The organism is Streptomyces sp. (assembly GCF_019510245.1).
Lineage (GTDB): Bacteria > Actinomycetota > Actinomycetes > Streptomycetales > Streptomycetaceae > Streptomyces.
Map to the genome: position 1 here is coordinate 72727 of NZ_JAEKKT010000125.1, position 16578 is coordinate 89304.

The 16578-nt window shown below is 71.5% G+C and carries 17 protein-coding genes; 9 read left to right on the plus strand and 8 right to left on the minus strand.

Features of this window, described 5'->3' with window-relative positions; genetic code table 11:
* Nucleotides 1-87: 87 nt before the first annotated feature.
* Genes JF597_RS13820 through JF597_RS13830 form a run of 3 tightly spaced genes read left to right on the plus strand, consistent with a single transcriptional unit; the run spans nucleotide 88 to nucleotide 2527 of the window.
* Nucleotides 88-1218, plus strand: coding sequence for an ABC transporter ATP-binding protein (locus tag JF597_RS13820; RefSeq protein WP_293993631.1), 1131 nt, complete (start codon nucleotides 88-90; stop codon nucleotides 1216-1218).
* Complete coding sequence (locus JF597_RS13825) at nucleotides 1215-1865, plus strand: ABC transporter permease (protein ID WP_046732640.1); 651 nt, start codon at nucleotides 1215-1217, stop codon at nucleotides 1863-1865. The genes JF597_RS13820 and JF597_RS13825 overlap by 4 nt, the downstream gene beginning before the upstream one ends.
* On the plus strand, nucleotides 1862-2527 hold the full coding sequence (locus JF597_RS13830) for an ABC transporter permease (RefSeq protein WP_293993634.1): 666 nt from the start codon (nucleotides 1862-1864) through the stop codon (nucleotides 2525-2527). The genes JF597_RS13825 and JF597_RS13830 overlap by 4 nt, the downstream gene beginning before the upstream one ends.
* Nucleotides 2528-2594: 67 nt before the next feature.
* On the opposite strand, the gene JF597_RS13835 is transcribed toward JF597_RS13830, so the two are convergent.
* Genes JF597_RS13835 through JF597_RS13850 form a run of 4 tightly spaced genes read right to left on the minus strand, consistent with a single transcriptional unit; the run spans nucleotide 2595 to nucleotide 6639 of the window.
* Entirely contained in the window at nucleotides 2595-3191 is a 597-nt protein-coding gene (locus tag JF597_RS13835; RefSeq protein WP_293993635.1) for an ATP/GTP-binding protein, read from the minus strand.
* Nucleotides 3178-3594, minus strand: a complete 417-nt coding sequence (locus JF597_RS13840; RefSeq protein WP_293993637.1) for a DUF742 domain-containing protein — start codon at nucleotides 3592-3594, stop codon at nucleotides 3178-3180. Before JF597_RS13840 ends, JF597_RS13835 begins: the two co-directional genes overlap by 14 nt.
* A 52-nt stretch (nucleotides 3595-3646) precedes the next feature.
* Nucleotides 3647-4123: a roadblock/LC7 domain-containing protein gene (locus tag JF597_RS13845; protein WP_132890098.1), complete on the minus strand. Its 477-nt coding sequence runs from the start codon at nucleotides 4121-4123 to the stop codon at nucleotides 3647-3649.
* Nucleotides 4120-6639 carry an ATP-binding protein gene (locus tag JF597_RS13850; RefSeq protein WP_293993641.1) on the minus strand — a complete coding sequence of 840 codons (2520 nt, stop codon included), beginning with the start codon at nucleotides 6637-6639 and terminating at the stop codon, nucleotides 4120-4122. The genes JF597_RS13845 and JF597_RS13850 overlap by 4 nt, the downstream gene beginning before the upstream one ends.
* Before the next feature lie 321 nt (nucleotides 6640-6960).
* Between JF597_RS13850 and JF597_RS13855 the strand changes: the two genes are divergently transcribed.
* Complete coding sequence (locus JF597_RS13855) at nucleotides 6961-7926, plus strand: ABC transporter substrate-binding protein (RefSeq protein ID WP_293993642.1); 966 nt, start codon at nucleotides 6961-6963, stop codon at nucleotides 7924-7926.
* Between the two features lie 441 nt (nucleotides 7927-8367).
* Here the strand turns inward: JF597_RS13855 and JF597_RS13860 are convergent, their stop codons facing one another.
* Nucleotides 8368-8823, minus strand: coding sequence for a tellurite resistance TerB family protein (locus JF597_RS13860; RefSeq protein ID WP_293993644.1), 456 nt, complete (start codon nucleotides 8821-8823; stop codon nucleotides 8368-8370).
* Nucleotides 8824-8996: 173 nt separating this feature from the next.
* On the opposite strand from JF597_RS13860, the gene JF597_RS13865 reads away from it, so the two are divergent.
* The 4 genes from JF597_RS13865 (at nucleotide 8997) to JF597_RS13880 (ending at nucleotide 12836) form a co-directional block, all read left to right on the plus strand.
* Entirely contained in the window at nucleotides 8997-9359 is a 363-nt protein-coding gene (locus tag JF597_RS13865; RefSeq protein ID WP_293993646.1) for a metalloregulator ArsR/SmtB family transcription factor, read from the plus strand.
* On the plus strand, nucleotides 9349-11910 hold the full coding sequence (gene mgtA, locus JF597_RS13870; protein WP_293993647.1) for a magnesium-translocating P-type ATPase: 2562 nt from the start codon (nucleotides 9349-9351) through the stop codon (nucleotides 11908-11910). Before JF597_RS13865 ends, mgtA begins: the two co-directional genes overlap by 11 nt.
* 130 nt (nucleotides 11911-12040) lie before the next feature.
* On the plus strand, nucleotides 12041-12313 hold the full coding sequence (gene tatA, locus JF597_RS13875; RefSeq protein ID WP_293993649.1) for a Sec-independent protein translocase subunit TatA: 273 nt from the start codon (nucleotides 12041-12043) through the stop codon (nucleotides 12311-12313).
* A gap of 37 nt (nucleotides 12314-12350) precedes the next feature.
* Nucleotides 12351-12836 carry a hypothetical protein gene (locus JF597_RS13880; RefSeq protein WP_293993651.1) on the plus strand — a complete coding sequence of 162 codons (486 nt, stop codon included), beginning with the start codon at nucleotides 12351-12353 and terminating at the stop codon, nucleotides 12834-12836.
* A 72-nt stretch (nucleotides 12837-12908) separates the two neighbouring features.
* Here the strand turns inward: JF597_RS13880 and JF597_RS13885 are convergent, their stop codons facing one another.
* Both JF597_RS13885 and JF597_RS13890 read right to left on the minus strand, forming a co-directional pair.
* Complete coding sequence (locus tag JF597_RS13885) at nucleotides 12909-13373, minus strand: DUF6114 domain-containing protein (RefSeq protein WP_293993652.1); 465 nt, start codon at nucleotides 13371-13373, stop codon at nucleotides 12909-12911.
* On the minus strand, nucleotides 13373-14071 hold the full coding sequence (locus JF597_RS13890; protein WP_293993654.1) for a DUF6230 family protein: 699 nt from the start codon (nucleotides 14069-14071) through the stop codon (nucleotides 13373-13375). Before JF597_RS13890 ends, JF597_RS13885 begins: the two co-directional genes overlap by 1 nt.
* 611 nt (nucleotides 14072-14682) lie before the next feature.
* On the opposite strand from JF597_RS13890, the gene JF597_RS13895 reads away from it, so the two are divergent.
* Nucleotides 14683-15327 carry a Tat pathway signal sequence domain protein gene (locus tag JF597_RS13895; RefSeq protein ID WP_293993656.1) on the plus strand — a complete coding sequence of 215 codons (645 nt, stop codon included), beginning with the start codon at nucleotides 14683-14685 and terminating at the stop codon, nucleotides 15325-15327.
* 17 nt (nucleotides 15328-15344) lie between these two features.
* Here the strand turns inward: JF597_RS13895 and JF597_RS13900 are convergent, their stop codons facing one another.
* Complete coding sequence (locus JF597_RS13900; protein ID WP_293993658.1) at nucleotides 15345-16304, minus strand: lytic polysaccharide monooxygenase; 960 nt, start codon at nucleotides 16302-16304, stop codon at nucleotides 15345-15347.
* Nucleotides 16305-16578 lie beyond the last annotated feature (274 nt).

Consider the following 16578-nt stretch of genomic DNA (forward strand, 5'->3'; position numbering starts at 1 on the left):
TTTAGACTCTGCGGCAACAGCCTCCACCACGGCGACCGTGGTCGATAACTGGGCACTTTCTGCCAAACCCGAAGGGTATTCGGCGTTTTGATACGGATAGATTCAGTCACCAAGCGGTACCCGGACGGCACGGTCGCCGTCGACCGGCTGTCCCTGGAGATACCGGACCGCTCGATCACCGTCTTCGTCGGCCCTTCGGGCTGCGGCAAGACGACGACCCTGCGGATGATCAACCGGATGGTGGAGCCCTCCGAGGGCCGCATCCTCCTCGACGGCGCCGACATCCACGCGCAGCCGGTCAACACCCTGCGCCGGTCCATGGGTTACGTCATCCAGAACGCCGGTCTCTTCCAGCATCGCACCATCATCGACAACATCGCCACCGTGCCCCGGCTGCTCGGCTGGACCAAGCAGAAGGCGCGGGCCCGGGCGGCCGAGCTGATGGAGCGGGTGGGCCTCGACCCGGCCCTCGCCAAGCGCTACCCGTACCAGCTCTCCGGCGGCCAGCAGCAGCGCGTCGGCGTGGCCCGGGCGCTCGCCGCCGACCCGCCGGTGCTGCTGATGGACGAGCCGTTCTCCGCCGTGGACCCCGTGGTCCGCAAGGGCCTCCAGGACGAACTCCTGCGGATCCAGGACGAGTTGGGCAAGACGATCGTCTTCGTCACCCATGACATCGACGAGGCGATCAAGCTCGGCACGATGGTCGCGGTGATGCGCACCGGCGGCCATCTCGCCCAGTACGCCCCGCCGGCCGAACTGCTCACCGACCCCGCGGACGCCTTCGTCGAGGACTTCCTCGGCGCCGACCGGGGCATCCGGCGGCTCTCCTTCTTCCCGTCCGCGGACCTGGAGTTGCAGACCGCGCCGATCGTCGCGATCGACGCCGACGCCACCCGGCTCGGCGCCCGCGCCACGGCCGACGCGCCCTATCTCCTCGTGACGGACCTGGACGGCCGGCCGCTGGGCTGGGGCGAGCCGCGGGCCCTCACCGCCGGGTCGATCCGCCCGGAGCAACTGATCCCGTACGGGCGGCCCTTCGTCCCCGGCCGGGACTCGCTGCGCGCCGCCCTCGACGGTTCCGTCCTCTCGCCGACCGGCTGGGCCGTGGCCGTGGACGGTGAGGGACGCGCGGTCGGCGTCGTCTCCCAGCAGGTCATCGGCGCCGCGATCCGCACCGCCCACGCCGAGGGCCGCGACGACGCGAAGGTCGGGGGATGAGCGGCTTCTTCGACATCCCGAGCGACCTCCAGAACACCTACTTCGGGCTGATCGGCCTGCACCTGCGCGAGGCCCTCATCCCGGTCCTGGCCGGTCTGCTGGTGTCCCTGCCCATCGCCCAGCTCTGCGTGCGCTTCCGCTGGCTGTACCCGCCGGTCCTCGGCGTGACCACGATCCTGTACGCCATCCCCTCGCTGGCCTTCTTCGTCGTCCTCATCGACTACACAGGCCAGACCGAGACGACGGTGATGATCCCGCTCGCGGTCTACAGCCTGGTGGTGCTGGTCCCGGCCATCGTGGACGGCGTCCGCTCGGTCCCGGCGGAGACCCTCGCCGCGGCCACCGCGATGGGCCTCGGGCCGGTACGCCGTTACTTCCAGGTGCAGTTGCCGATCGCCGTGCCCGCGATCATCGCGGGCCTGCGGGTGGCCACCGTCTCCAGCATCTCCCTGGTCAGCGTCGGCATGCTGATCGGCAACCAGGGCGCCCTCGGCAACCTGCTCAACGACGCGAACCTGTACCACCGCCCTGAGCTGGCGGTGAACTCCGTGGTGACGACGGCCGTGCTGGCGATCCTGGCCGACGCGTTCCTCGTCCTCGTCCGCCGTGTGCTGACGCCCTGGATGCCGAAGGAGAGCACCCGGTGAACGTCCTCAACTTCATCCACGCGTTCTTCAGCGACAGCTCCCACTGGCACGGCTACGACGGCATCCCCACCCGCCTCTGGGAACACATCCAGTACTCGCTGGAGGCGCTGGCCTACGCGGCCGTCATCGGCCTGCCCATCGGCCTGGTCACCGGCCACTACGGCCGCGGCGGCAACACCCTCGCCCTGATCGCCACGGCCGGCCGGGCGCTGCCCAGCTTCGGCCTGCTGGTCCTGATGTTCATCTGGCTCGGCTTCGGCATGCTGCCGGTGATGATCCCGCTGGTGATCCTCGCCGTACCGCCGATCCTGGTCACGACGTACGAGGCGATGCGCTCCGTCGATCCGTCCCCGGTGGACGCGGCGCGGGGCATGGGCATGCCGGAGGCACGCGTCCTCTTCCAGGTGGAACTCCCGGTCGCCCTCCCGCTGATCCTCAGCGGCCTGCGCTCGGCGGCCATCCAGATCGTCTCGACGGCGACGATCGCGGCATACGTGAGCCTGGGCGGCCTCGGCCGCTACATCATCGACGGCCTCTACCAGAAGAACTACGAGAAGGTCGTCGGCGGCGCGACCCTGGTGGCGGCGATGGCCCTGGTCACGCTGGGCATCTTCTGGGCGGTGGCGAGACTGACGGTCTCACCCGGCGTACGTCGGAGTTAGCGCCCCCAGGGGGCGCGGGGAACTGCGCGACCAGCCACAACCGGTCGGCAGTTCCCCACAACCGGCACTACCCACCACTGCGTGCCAGCGCCAGTTCCAGAACAACGAGCAGGGCATCCCGAACGGAACCCCGTTCACGCGCGTCGAAGACGACCAGCGGCGTACCGTCGGCGACATCGAGCGCCCACCGCACCTCGTCCAGCGTGTGCTCGACCTGCCCGTCGAACGCGTTGATCGCGACGGCGAACGGGATCCCCTTGTGCTCGAAGTAGTCGACGGCGGCGTAGCAGTCGTCCAGGCGACGCGTGTCAACGATCACCAGACCGCCGAGCGCCCCTTCGACGATGTCGTCCCACATGAAGCCGAACCGTTCCTGCCCGGGCGTGCCGAACAGGTACAGCTTCAGCGTCGGGTCGATGGTGATGCAGCCGAAGTCCATCGCCACGGTCGTGGTCGTCTTGCGCGGCGTGAGCGAGAGGTCGTCCACGCCGGCCGCGACCTCGGTGATGGACGCCTCGGTGGTCAGTGGCTCGATCTCCGAGATCGAGCCGACGGCGGTGGTCTTGCCCACGCCGAAACCGCCCGCGATGACCATCTTCACCGGCAGCGGCGGCCGTACGGCCGTACGCCCGGCGCCCCGGGTCAGCGAGTCAGTCGGTGTCACGGAGTACCCCTCGGGAGTCGGGGATGGCCCGCAGGCCATCGATAACCCTGCGCAGGACGGACGAGTCGTGGGTGGCCTCGAAGTCGGGCACGTGGACCGTCAGCTGCCCGGCCTCGCGCAGGTCTTCTGCCAGCACCCGGACCACGTTCAGGTGCAGCCGCAGCCGGGCCGCCAGTTCCGCGAGCGACTGCGGAATCCGGCACGCCGCGATGATGTCGTGCTGCTCGAAGGACAGCCGGTCCAGCACGGCGAGCCCGGCGGTGGTGGCCACCACCTGGGTCTCGACGGGCATCGCCGGTCCGGAGGCGCTGTCCGCCACCCGGCCGGCGGTGACCAGGAACGGCCGTACGGCGGGGGCGGGGCCTACCGGGTCCGGGCCCGGGGGCGGGGTGCCGTCCGCCATGGCTGTGTCTTCCTCTCTCGGCCTTCTCGGCTGTGCCGACCGGCGTTGCCGGTCAGCGCGTCTGTGGGACGCCGACGCTGTTCTTCAGCTCCAGGACGAGCTGCGGACTGAGCGCCGCCCCCGCGCGGTTGGCGAACAGCGTCATCTCGTAGGCGATGTTGCCGAGCTTGGCCTCGTTGTCGGCGACCACGCCGAGCACCGCGCCGTTGCCGATCGCGGAGACGATGACATGGCCGCCCTCCAGGTCGATGATGACCTTGTTGAGGCCGCCCAGGCCGTAGTTGCCGGAGGCGCCGGCGGCCAGGCTGGTGATGCCGGAGACGATCGCGGCCAAACGCTCGGAGTGGGCGCGCTCGCGTAGCTCCGACACGGCGATCAGCAGACCGTCGGAGGACACGGCGATCGCGTCCACCACGCCTGCGGTCTCGGTCGCGAAGCGGTTCAGCAGCCAGGTGAAGTCGGCTGCGGCCGCCTGCAGGTCGGTCGGCGTGACGCCGCCCGTCGGGGTGTCACCTGTCGACGTGCTCACTGCTCGGCTCCTTCCGGAAGGTGGATCTGGTCGTGCGGCGGGTTCGGTTCGGTGTGCGGCGCGGGCCGTTCGTGGCTGCCGGTGTCGCTGTCGCGCCGGGCGCGCTCCACCGCCGCCTCGAACTCGTCGAGGGCGTCCCGCTCGGCCTCGGCGTCGCGGGTGCGCGGCGGCTGGGAGAGGGCCTGGGCGGCTCCGACGGTGGTGCGCAGGGTGGCGCCGCGTACCCGGCGGCGCAGGGGGCGGGTGCCGTCGGCGTTGTCGGCCGGGGGTTCACCGGAGCGCGCGGCGGGGATCAGCGGGGCCGTGGCGTCGGCCGCCGGGGGCAGCGGGGCCGTCCCGTCGCCGGCGGCCGGCTCCCGGCGTGGAACCCGGCGGGGGAGGGGGCCCTCGGCCTCCGCGGCGGCGTGCTCCGGGCCGGAGGCCCAGCTCGGCGTGGCCGCGCCACCCCGCGCCGGGGCCGGCCCGGTCGGCAGCGAGGCCGCGGGGGTCGGTCCGGTCGGCTCGGTCGATGTCGTGGGTTCCACGGTGAGCGGGCTGCCGGTGGTGTCGGCCACCGCGCTCATCGTCAGCAACAACCGTGCCGGAAGCGTCACTTCGGCGGTGACACCGCCGCCCGGGGTCCGGGTCAGCTCGACGCTGATCTCCCAGCGCCGGGCCAGCGCACCCACCACGAACAGGCCGAGCACCTTGGTCGGCACCAGGTCGAGGCGCTCACGGCGGATCAGCCGGGCGTTCTCCTCGGCCAGCCGCTCGGAGCTCATACCGAGGCCGTGGTCGGTGACGACGATGTGCGCACCCTGGTCGCTGGAGCGCACGGTCACCTCGACCGGGCTGCCCGCCGGCGAGAACGTCACGGCGTTCTCCAGGAGTTCCGCCACCATCAGGGTGAGGTCGCCGATGATGTCCGGCTCGATCATGGCGTCCGTGCCGGCGTACAGCCGTACCCGCTGGTACCCCTCGATCTGGCCGAGCGCGGCCCGGACGACGTTGGACACCGGGGTCGGGCCCGCGGCCAGCACGGTCTCGCGGATGCCGGCCAGCAGCATGAGGCTGTCGGCGTTGCGGCGCAGACGGACGGCGATGTGGTCGATGGAGTACAGGCGTTCGAGGAGGGCCGGGTCGGTCTCGGCCCGCTCCACCGCGTCGATGAAGGCGAGCTGGCGGGTGGTCAGGTTGCTGACGCGGCGGCCGACGTTGCCGAACATCTCGGCGGTGTTGCGGCGGCTGAGCACCTGGCGTTCCAGCAGGGCCGCGGCCGTGGTCTGCACCTGGTTGAACGCCTCGGCCAGGTCGCCGATCTCGTCGCGGGCGGTGACCGGCATGTCCCGCAGCCGGGGCGGGCCGGAGTCCTCGGCGTCGTCGTCTGCGACCCGGGCGAGTTCGCGGCCCGCCACCTCGGCGACCTCGTGCGCGACCCCGGTCAGGGCCTGCACCGGGCGGATCACCGAGCGGCGCACCAGCACCGAGAGCGCGAGCCACAGGACGAAGCCGAGCAGCGCGCCGCCCAGCAGCAGGCTCGCCCGCAGTTCGGCGGCCCGGTCGGCGGCGTCGGCCCGGTCGGCGATCTGGTCGATCAACGAGGTGGTGATGGTCAGCCGGGCGGCCGCCTGGTCGTGATAGGCGGGGTAGTCGCTCAGCGCGTCCTTGACGGCCCGCCGGATCTGGTCCTGGTCGCCGGACACCAGCTTGGTCGGGTCGATCTGCAGCTCGGCGAAGGACTCGGCGATGGTGCTCTGCGCCTTGGTGTGCTCGATGTCGGCGAGCTGCCGGGCCTGCCCCTCGGTGGCGAACCGGGTGAAGCGGCCGGCCTGGTGCTGGTAGAGGTCGTAGGCACCGACCGCGTTGGTGAACTCGATCAGCGCGTTGGTGTCCCCGGTGGTCGCGGCGAGCACGTTGGTCTCGAAGGCGCCGTGGGCGGCGTCCGCGCGCAGCAGCGAGTCCAGCAGGTTCCCGGTGAAGGTGGAGGCGAGGCTGGTGTTGCGGTCCAGACCGAGGCCGTCGATCAGGTCGTTGGCCGCGTTGGCGTACGCAGGGTCGATGTTGTCGGCCGGCAGGTAGGCCTGCTCGACGGACTGGCGGAGGCTGGACAGGCCCTCCACCTGGCGCAGGGCGCTCGTCTCGGTGTCCGGCAGGTCGCCGCCGAAGACCTGACGGACCGTCTGGACCTGGTCGTCCACCGCCGTCTGGGCCGCGTCGTAGGCGGCCCCCGAGGGCTTGCTGTCACCGGACTCGTACCGCGCGGACAGCAGGATCGCCTGCTGGTGCTCCGCCTCCACCTTGTCCACCAGCGTTGCCACTGCCGCGCTGTGCCGCACCATCTGGGCCGCGGACTCGGCGCTGCTGGACTGCTGCAGCAGATCGGTGAAGACGTACGCCAGCAGGACGACGATCACGGCGAGCGGCACACCGACCAGCAGGTTGAGCTTGCGCCGGAAGGGCCAACGGTCGGCGAATCCCCGTATCCCGCTCCGCTCCGGGGCGGGCCGGACGGGCGCGTCCACCTGGTTCGTGGACACCGGGCCTCCTTCATGAGGGTGTCTGGTCTGTGGGGGGCGTCTTCACCCCGAGCTGTTGCGGAACGACACCGAGTAGCGGGCCCCGTGCACCGCTGTGACCGATATCAACTTCGGTGAGACTACAGCTTTCTTGAAGCGCCATTCCGCTTGCTCTTTATCAAGAATCCGTTACAAAGAGACCGCTCTCCGTCCACAACTGGCCACGGATCGAAGCCAATCGGTGACCCGGAGACACTTGACTGACCGAGAACGGGCTGGATTGGATCGTGCGGAGTGGTTCGCAACACCCCCACCCTTCCCACAGCTCCCGGAACGGCAACCGTGACTTCCAACACCCTTCCCAGCAGGTCAATCCGGACATACCGAGGCGTGGCGGCCGTCGCGCTCGCCGCGACGACGGCCCTGCTGGCGGGCTGTTCCTCCTCCTCCGACGACAGCAAGTCCGACCCCCTGTCGGACAGCCAGGCGAGCGGCGACACCGTTGTCGTCGGCTCCAACAACTTCGCCGAGAGCACCCTGATCGCGGACATCTACGGCGAAGCGCTCAAGGCCAAGGGCGTCAAGGTCACTTACAAGCCGAACATCGGCAGCCGCGAGACCACCTACGGCCTGCTCAAGAACGGTTCGATCTCGGTCCTGCCCGAGTACAACGGCGCGCTGCTCGCCTACCTCGATCCGAAGGCCACTCCGAAGACCGTCGAGGAGACCACCAAGGCCATCGAGGCCAAGCTCGACTCCAAGCTGACGCTGCTGGACCCGGCGGAGGCGCAGGACAAGGACACGGTGACGGTCAACGCGACCACCGCCGCCAAGTACAACCTCACCGAGAAGTCCTCGATAGGCGACCTGAAGAGCATCGCCAAGGACCTGGCCATCGGCGCTTCGCCGGAGTTCCAGACCCGCCAGCAGGGCCTGGTCGGCCTCAAGTCCGTCTACGGCCTGGAGTTCAAGTCCTTCAAGGCACTCGACGCGGGCGGCGCGCTGACCGAGGCCGCCCTGACGAAGAACTCGGTGCAGGCCGCCGACATCTTCAGCACGGACCCGACCATCACCAAGGAGAAGTTCGTCGTCCTCCAGGACCCGGAGAACCTCTTCGGCTTCGAGAACGTCCAGCCTCTCGTATACAAGAGCGCCCTGAACCAGACGGCAACCGACGCCCTGAACGCCGTCTCCGCGAAGCTCGACACGGCGACCCTGCTGGACCTGGACACCCAGGTGCAGTCGGGCAACAAGGACCCGCTGGACGTCGCCCAGGCCTGGCTGAAGAAGGTCGGCCTCAGCAGCTGACCGCGTGCTCGACGGCAACGGCGTCGGCCGGACCGGACTCGTCCGGCCGACGCCGTTGCCGCGGCTCCTCCCGGCCGGCATCTGTGCGGCCGGCGCTCTTTTTCGGGGGCGTGGGGAACCGCCCGAGCAGCCGGCGCCCACCCGCAGCCTGAACTCCTGCTGCACGGCTGGGCGTTGCTCGGGCCCGGCCTGCCGGCCCTGACCGCCTTCGCACGGCAGCAGCGCCGCGCGACCGCGCCCCTCCCGAAACCGACCCTCTTCACCCGTCGCGGCTTCGCGCCCGCCCTCGCCGTTTCCGCGATGTTCTCCGCGGTGACCACGCGGCCGCTGCGCCCCGGGAGGTCGGCTCGGCGGCGGCCGTGGCCCTCACCGCACTCTGCCGGGCCACGAGCCGGCGGATGTGGGACGCTGCCGTCCCGCCGCCGGCCCCGGCCCGCGCGGTCAGAGGTCGAACTCGTGCGGCGGCAGGTCGAGCGTGTAGCACGCCTCGCGGACCACGGCCTGCTCGGTCTTGTCGAAGTCGCCGTCGGCGCCGCCGATCACGATGCCGATCTGGATGACGGCACGCGCCTCGGCCGGCTTCTTCTTCGCCTTGGCGACCTCCTGGAGCACGCTCACCTTGCCGAAGGCGAAGTCGGTGGTCAGCTTGTTCAGGTTCTCCTCGAAACGGCGGCGCAGGTCGTCCGCCGGGAAGTTCTGCAACACCTCGTTGGTGGCGATGAGCTGGGCGACCCGCTGGCGCTCGGCGGGGTCGATGGTGTCGTCGGCGGCGGCCACGAGCGCACACATCGCCATGCTCGCGTCGCGGAACGCACCGCTCTTCAGGTCGTTCTTCTTCGCCACCAGCTGGGTCTGCATCTGCGTCGCGGACTCCTTGATGCGGTCCCACAGGGCCATGCGCACTCACTCCTCGGTCGGTAAGAGACCTGCTTGCCAAGAAATTACTTCTACAACACCGTAGAAACTTGCGCGGCGGCCGATAAGTTCCCGCGTCCTAAACTGTGCTCCGACCCGTGACCGGCCGCTTCGGCGCGGTGGACGGAACGCGGTGGACAAGGAGGACCACGACGGTGGCGACGGTGCCCGGCAGTGGCTACGAGGACCCCACCGCGGACGTGCTCGCGGAGGCGGCCGCGGCCTTCGGGCTGCTGGCCTCGCCCGCGCGGCTGCACATCGTGTGGGCGCTGGCCCAGGGCGAGAGCGATGTCACGGGCCTCGCCGAGCGGGTCGGCGGCGCACTGCCCGCCGTCAGCCAGCACCTCACCAAACTGAAGCTCGCCGGCCTCGTCCGCTCCCGCCGGGAGGGCCGCCGCCAGGTGTACCTCGTCGACGACCCCGACGTCGTCGACGTCGTGCGCCTGCTCGTCGGCCGCCTCGGCGCCCGCACCACCGGCGCCGGGCTTGCGGCCCCCCGACGGCTCCATGGTCTCTGAGGGCGAGGCCGCCACCTCGCTGCAGGTGCTGCGCCGGCTGGACACGGGACCGCGCGGGCTGACCGAGGCCGAGGCGGCGGCCCGGCTCGCCGAGCTCGGCGAGAACTCGCCGCCCCTGCCGCACACCGTGTCCTGGCCGCTGCGCTGCGCCCGCGCCCTGCGCGACCCCTTCACCGCCGTCCTCCTCACCCTCGGCCTGGTCTCCGCCCTCGTCGCCTCCTGGGGGACGGCCGTCGTGATCCTCGCGCTGGTCGCGGTCAGCTGCGGTCTGCGCGCCGCGGGCGAACACCGCGCCGACCGCTCGCTGGCCGCCCTGCGCGAACTCGTCGCCGGCACCGCCACCGTGCTGCGCCGCGCCGGCGCCGGCGCGGAGCCGCGGGCACGGGAGGTCCCGGTCGCCGAACTGGTCCCGGGTGACGTCGTCCGGCTGGGCCCGGGCGACCTCGTTCCGGCCGACGTACGCCTGCTGCGCGCCCGTGGACTGACCGTGCACCAGGCCGCCCTGACCGGCGAGTCGGCGCCCGTCGCCAAGGCCGCCGTCGACGTCCCCGCCATCGCCGACCCGGCCGGGGCGGCCGATGCGGGGCCCTTCCAGGTGCCGTACCTCTGTTTCCAGGGCAGCGGGGTCGCCTCGGGCAGTGCCACGGCGGTGGTCGTGGAGACGGGGGAGCGGACCCGGTTCGCCGTCGCGCACGGCGCGGCCGCACCGCGGGAGGCGAGCGCCTTCGACCGGTCCGTGCACGGCATCTCCTGGGTGCTCATCCGGTTCATGCTGCTCACCCCGCCGCTGGTCCTCATGGCCAACGCCGCCCTGCGCGGCCGCGGACTGGAGACGCTGCCCTTCGCCGTCGCGGTCGCCGTCGGGCTCACCCCCGAGATGCTCCCGGTGATCGTCACCACCTGCCTGGCCCGGGGCGCCGCGCTGCTGGCCCGTGCCCACCAGGTCGTCGTACGACGGCTGCCCGCGCTGCACGACCTGGGCGCGGTGGACGTGCTCTGCCTCGACAAGACCGGCACCCTCACCGAGGACCGGCCCGTCGTGGAACGCGCCCTCGGACCCGGCGGCGAGAACGACCCGGAGGTACTGCGCTGGGCGGCCGTCGGCGCCTGGTGGACCCTGCAGCTCGCCGAACTGCCGGCCCCCGACGCCCTCGACGAGGCGCTGCTCACGGCGGCCGGGCCGGCGGGGGAGGAGTACGACGGAATCGGCGCCGTTCCCTTCGACCCCGGGCGGCGCACCGCCACCGCCGTCGTCGCCGGCACCCTCGGCACCCATGTCCTCGTCACCAAGGGGGCCGCCGAGGACGTACTGGACCGCTGCGACCTGAACTCCGCCGAGCGCGAGCGCCTCCTCGCCCTCGCCGCCCGCGAGGCCGGCGCCGGGCTGCGCGTCCTCGGTGTCGCCACCGCCCGACGCGCCTCCCGCACCCGCCCCTACACCGCCGCCGACGAGCACGGCCTCACCTTCCGCGGCCTCGTCACCTTCCGCGACGCCCTCGCCCCGGGCGCCGCCGAGGCCCTGCGCGGTCTCACCGACCTCGGCATCACGATACGGATCCTGACCGGCGACCACCCGGCCACCGCCGCACGGGCCTGCCGGGACCTGGGGCTGGGAGCCGTCGAGGCGGGGGTGGCGGCGGACGGGGCCGGTCCGGAGGCGGGCGGGACGGATCCGGTGGGCACCGGGGCGGTCCCCGGCCCCGTCGTCGTCGCCCGCTGCACCCCCGAGGACAAGGCCAGGATCGTCGCCGGGCTGCGTGCCGCCGGGCACACCGTCGGGTTCCTCGGGGACGGCGTCAACGACATTCCCGCCCTGCGCGCGGCCGACGTCGGGATCGCGCCCCGCACCGCCGTGGACCTCGCCCGCGAGACGGCCGACGTGGTGCTGGCCGAGAAGGACCTCGGCGCGATCGGGCACGCCGTCACCGCCGGCCGGCGCAGCAGCGCCAACATCGCCTCGTATCTGCGGGTCACGCTCTCCTCCAACCTCGGCAACGTCATCGCGATGCTCGCCGCCGGTCTGCTCCTCCCCTTCCTGCCGATGCTCCCGGTCCAGGTGCTGGCCCAGAACCTCTGCTTCGACGCCGCGCAGCTCGCCTTCGCCCACGACCGCCCCGGACCCGCGGCACTGCGCCGGCCGACCGTGCTGCGGCCGCGTGCCTTCCTGCGGTTCATCACCGGCTTCGGCGTGCTCAACGCGATCGCCGACCTCGCCACCTTCGGCGTCCTCGCGCTCGCCCTGCGCGGCCCCGACGCCCTCGACGACCAGGCCGTCTTCCACTCCGCCTGGTTCACCGAGAACCTGCTCACCCAGGCCCTGGTGATGTTCCTGCTGCGCGGCGGCACCCGTCCCGGGCCCGTCGGCCGTGCCGCCGCCGTCCTCGCCGCCGTCGGCCTGCTGCTGCCGCCCGGCCCCTTGGGCGCCGCCCTGGGCATGACCGGGCTGCCGCCCTCCTACCACGTGCTGCTCGCCGCGGTCCTCGGGCTGTACGCCGTCGCGCTGCGGGCGGTGCGGGCACGCCACGACGGGCGCCGCCCGGCACAGTCGTAGGGCCGGGTTCGGACACTGTTTCCCAAGCGGGTTGTACAGTTGCGCAATGTAGCAATCGTCGCTGCCCGGCCGAGGCGCGTGAACCACTCTCCGCCGACCCGGAACAACGTGAGAATGGGAGGGTGCGGTCATGCTCCGCAACGGACTCGAACCCTGGCACCTGCTGATCGTCGCGATCGTCTTCATCGTGCTCTTCGGTTCCCGGAAGCTGCCCGACACCGCCCGGGCCCTGGGCAAGTCGATGCGCATCCTCAAGAGCGAGGCGAAGGCCATGAAGGCCGACGAGGGGGCCGCGGCGGCGCCCGTGGAGCCGACGTCGGTGCAGATGGCGGCGGAACCGGCCGCGGCCCCCGCGCAGCCGGAGCCCAGGCCGGCCACCGAGCCGACCGTCACGACGAGCTGACGCCCTCCGGGTCCCCGAGGCCACGGAAGGCCGGTGCGTGTCAGCCGCGGATGTCCTCACGCCCGTTCTCGGCCGGCCCCCGCAGCGGGCCGCGGCCGGCTTCGAAGCCCTGGAGAGGGAATGGGGGGTGACCCTCCCCGAGGAGTACGCGGACTTCGGCCGTGCCTACGGGGACGCGACGATCTCGGACTTCATCTTCGTCTGCGGCCCCGGGACGCTTGAGTCGTACGCCGTGCGGATGGGGCCGCGGATGGCCCGCAGCCCCTTCGTGCCGGGACAGGTGCTCCCCACCGAGGGCGGCATGCTGCTGTGGGGGAACACGGTCGAGGGCGACCAGCTGTTCCTGGTCGACCGGGGCGGCGGCCGGTGGACCGTCGCCGCCTTCCGGCGGAACTGGGCGGACTGGTACGAGTCGGACCTGACGCTGCTGGAGTGGCTGCGCCTGGCCCTCACCGGGCGGATCGCCACCGACTGGCTGCCGGAGTGGCCGAAGCGCCACACCCTGATGCCGGCACAGCAGTGATCGCGGCGACCGCCCGGAAGCCGAATGCGCGCGAGGCGGACCGAAACCCGTCGGCCCGCCCCGTGCGCGGATTCAGGCGGGTTCCCCCGCGCCTTCCCCGAAACCCTGTGACTGCTGCGCGGTGGCCCGCGCGGCCTTGCGCCGCTTGCGCCGGCTCACCCGCGGCTCCTGGTCCGGCAGCCAGCCGAAGATCATGCAGCTGCCGACGGCCCCGAGGAGGAGGCCGACGAAGAAGCCGCCCAGGTTGGAGGTGACCCAGCTGCCCAGGGAGCAGAGCATGCCGAGGATGGAGTAGAAGAGGCGCTGTGAGGGGCTGAAGAGGGTCAGCAGGCCGCACAGCACCATGACCACCGGCAGCAGATAGCCCGCAACACCCTGCATGCCGACGTGGATGACGACCTTCAGCGACGCCTTCTCGGTGAGCAGGATCCAGCCGCCGCCCAGGGTCAGCAGCAGCCCGCCCCAGAACGGCCGACGGGCCCGCCAACCGCGGAAGGCGGGCCGCCACCCCTGGTGGGGAGTGTCTGTGCCGGACATCAGCAACCCGAGTCGCTGAAGCTGAGTTTCAGGCCGGGAAGCGTGAACGTACCAGCGGTCGTGGCGTAGTTGGTCTGCCGCAGGTTGTCGATGTGCACGGTGTCGGCCTGCTGGCTGAACACGCCCAGCGGTCCCTTCACCCCGGCCTTGTTGAGCTGGCTCGCGTCGTTGCCGATCTCGATGTTGTTGAAGGACGCGTCGCCCGTCAGCACGGTCGAGTCGGTGGTCAGATCGGTCGCCTCCACCTTCGACGAGCCGCTGCCCGCCTTGATCAGCAGGTTGGTGCCACCGAGGTCGACGCTCTGGCACAGGCTGTCCAGGGTCGCCTTCTTGATCGCGGAGGTGACGACCAGCACCTGGCCGCCGGTGTCACCGGCGTTCGGGCTGCCGTCGGCCATGTTGTCGAGCCCGCCGAACTGCTCGAAGCCGGTGCCCTGGAGCGACTTGGCCGTGACGGTGAAGGGCATGCCGGAGATGTAGAACGACACCCCCAGCGCCCCCTGGGCGGTCAGGACCGCGAGGCCGGCGAGGGCCACGGTGGCCGGGACGGCGAGCACGGCGGCCCGGCGTGCCCGGACCCGTCCCCGTCTCGGTGCCCCTCCGGTACCCCCGGTGGTCTCTGGTGTTTCGGAAAGAGAACCGCTTCCCGGGTTCTCAGGCGTGTTGTCGGCGGACGCAACGTCCGGGGACTCGGCCATGTCTGCTCCCATGCATTAGGTCACGCGGGTTGGGCTTCAGTGGCACGTTGTCCTGGCGCGGACAGCGGCTGCCGCGCACGCCTCCTCACAACTCCCGGCGGACGTAAGGGCTTTCTCGTTACGCAGCAGTAGCCAAGCCGAAAGTTACCGGCGGTTACTTTTCAGGGTCAAGGCAGTTGTGAAAAAAGAGTGTTGAATTCGCGTCAGTTGTGTTCCGACCATGCATTCCCTTGATCGAATGCACAACTCGCTTGATCGGCCTTGACGCTGACGGGCGATCAGGTCTACAACTCTCCCTGTTTCCTTCGGGTCCGTGGCGCCGGATCCGCCGAGCGGCATCGACCGCTTCCCGGCCTCTTCGATCACCGCTCCGCTTAGCGGCGTCGGCACGGTCGCGTCCCCCCAGGGGCCGTGCCAGAACGCCTTTGACCGGCCCGGTCGGAGGCCTATCCCCCCCAGGCTTTCGGCCGGTGTCCGGCCTGGCTGCCGTTGCCGGCCCGTCACGTACGGAGAAGGCGTGACGGGCCGGCAACGGCCGGCGCTGCATTCGCGCGCCCACGAACCCCCCACCTCACCCCACGCAAGACCCCCCAAAGAAAGAGGCAACCCGCATGCGTACGCGATCCCTCCTCGCCCTCGCCGGTACCGTCGTCGCCCTCTCGGTCGCGGCCACCGTTCCGGCCTCCGCCGACGGCGCGGTGCTCACCACGGGCAGCGCCGGCGGCACCGCCGTCGCGGTCGGCGACACCCTCAGCGCCTCGCTGGCCAGCGGCACCACCGCCACCCTCTACTCCAGCGCCACCAGCACCAGCGGCATCACCTGTGCGGCCTCGACCTTCACCGCGACGGTCACCGACAACCCGGCCGCCTCCGGCACCGCCACCGAGTCGGCCACCGCGCAGACCTTCAGCAGCTGCACCAGCAACGTGACCGGCGTGACCGGCGTCTCCAGCATCACGGTCAACAACCTGCCGTACACCACCGCCGTCTCCTCGGACGGCTCGGTCGCGGTCACCCCGCCGAGCGGCTCGACCATCCAGACCACGGTGAAGCTGACCACCCTCCTGGGCAGCATCACCTGCGTCTACCAGGCCCCGAGCCTGTCCGGTACCAGCTCCAACGACGACAACAGCCTCGCCTTCAGCAACCAGGCGTTCACGAAGTCGTCCGGCTCCATCCTCTGCCCCTCCGCCGGCTACTTCACCGCCAAGTACGCCCCGGTCAGCGACAACGGCGCCACCGTCTTCGTCAACTGACCTAATTACAAAGGCTGTCAGCGTCGACGCAGACGCAACGCCAGGGCGGCGCCGCCGGTGAGCACCAGCACCGCGGCGGCGCCGCCCGCCACCAGTGGCGCCGACGGACCCGAACCGGAGTCCGTGTCGGAGGCCACCGGAGTGCTGTCGGCGGCGGTGGTTCCGGTCGTTGGGGAGACCGGGGTCGCGGCCGCCGTCCGCTGTGCCCGGCCGGTGACACCCGCCGAGGCGCTGGGAGCCGGCGTCGTACCGGACCGCGGTTTGGTGCCCGCCGTCGCCCCGCCGTCCTTCTCCGCGTCCGTCGCAGTGTCCTTCGCGGGGTCCTGCTGCGCGTCCTTCTTCGCCGTGAACACCACGTCGGAGCACGAGTAGTAGGTGTCCGGTGTACTGCTGGTCTGCCAGATCGTGTACAGCACCTGACGACCCGTCCGGTCCGCGGGCAGTGTCGCGGTGAAGCGGTACGCCCCGTTCGTCAGCGGCGGGTCCTTGAACTCCGCGAAGGGCTGCGCGGGCAGCTCGGACCAGGTCAGCGGCTTCGCCGGATCGTAGCCCGGCTTCGTCAGATACAGCCTGAACGTGCCGGAGTGCGCGATCGTCGCGGCGTACGTCATCGTCATCCGGGCGCCCGGGGCCAGTTCGGTCGCGGGCCAGTCCGCGCGCGCCAGGTCGAGCCCCTTGTACGCCGGCAGACTGCCGCTGCACAACCGGCCGTCCGGAATCACCTGCCGGTCCCGGCCGTTCACGCCCGCCACCCGCACGTCGTCCCATGCGACGAAGTTCTGTCCGCTCGCCGAGATCGCCGCCTTGCAGGCCGCCGTCGGGGCGCTGCCGCCGCTGGGGGAGCAGGCGTAGGCCCGGCTGACGGGATAGGTGGGCGCGCCGTGCGCACGGGCGGACCCCGCCGCCCACGACAGGAGCAGGAGCGGGGCCGCGACGGCGGCTCCCGCGACTCTCAGGCGTGCGGTCGTCCGGGTCATGCGGGACGTCTCCTCGGCGGGCGCGGGTTCGGGGTTCTGCCCGATGGAGTACGGGAACCGGCGCCGCACTGTTCAGCGCGGTTGGTCACAGGGCCGGTCGAAGTGCGAGGCACCGACCGGATCGCCCGTTTTGCCGAGCTTCCGGGCGCCGTTGAGAACCAACCGCGCGGCTCGTATCGTGGCGATCACCGGTGCCCGCGCGGCCGACCGCGGCGCTCCGGAAACCGGTGCGGAGGCGAGGGAGGGGCGCGTTCTCATCTCGTCCGTTCCTGCA

What these genes read in the sequence shown, in the direction of transcription:
- JF597_RS13890 (WP_293993654.1), bottom strand. Translation starts at nt 14,071, where the DNA reads ATGGCCGAGTCCCCGGACGTTGCGTCCGCCGACAACACGCCTGAGAAC.
- JF597_RS13840 (WP_293993637.1), bottom strand. Translation starts at nt 3,594, where the DNA reads ATGGCGGACGGCACCCCGCCCCCGGGCCCGGACCCGGTAGGCCCCGCC.
- mgtA (WP_293993647.1), top strand. Translation starts at nt 9,349, where the DNA reads ATGGTCTCTGAGGGCGAGGCCGCCACCTCGCTGCAGGTGCTGCGCCGG.
- JF597_RS13860 (WP_293993644.1), bottom strand. Translation starts at nt 8,823, where the DNA reads ATGGCCCTGTGGGACCGCATCAAGGAGTCCGCGACGCAGATGCAGACC.
- JF597_RS13885 (WP_293993652.1), bottom strand. Translation starts at nt 13,373, where the DNA reads ATGTCCGGCACAGACACTCCCCACCAGGGGTGGCGGCCCGCCTTCCGC.
- JF597_RS13895 (WP_293993656.1), top strand. Translation starts at nt 14,683, where the DNA reads ATGCGTACGCGATCCCTCCTCGCCCTCGCCGGTACCGTCGTCGCCCTC.
- JF597_RS13900 (WP_293993658.1), bottom strand. Translation starts at nt 16,304, where the DNA reads ATGACCCGGACGACCGCACGCCTGAGAGTCGCGGGAGCCGCCGTCGCG.
- JF597_RS13825 (WP_046732640.1), top strand. Translation starts at nt 1,215, where the DNA reads ATGAGCGGCTTCTTCGACATCCCGAGCGACCTCCAGAACACCTACTTC.
- tatA (WP_293993649.1), top strand. Translation starts at nt 12,041, where the DNA reads ATGCTCCGCAACGGACTCGAACCCTGGCACCTGCTGATCGTCGCGATC.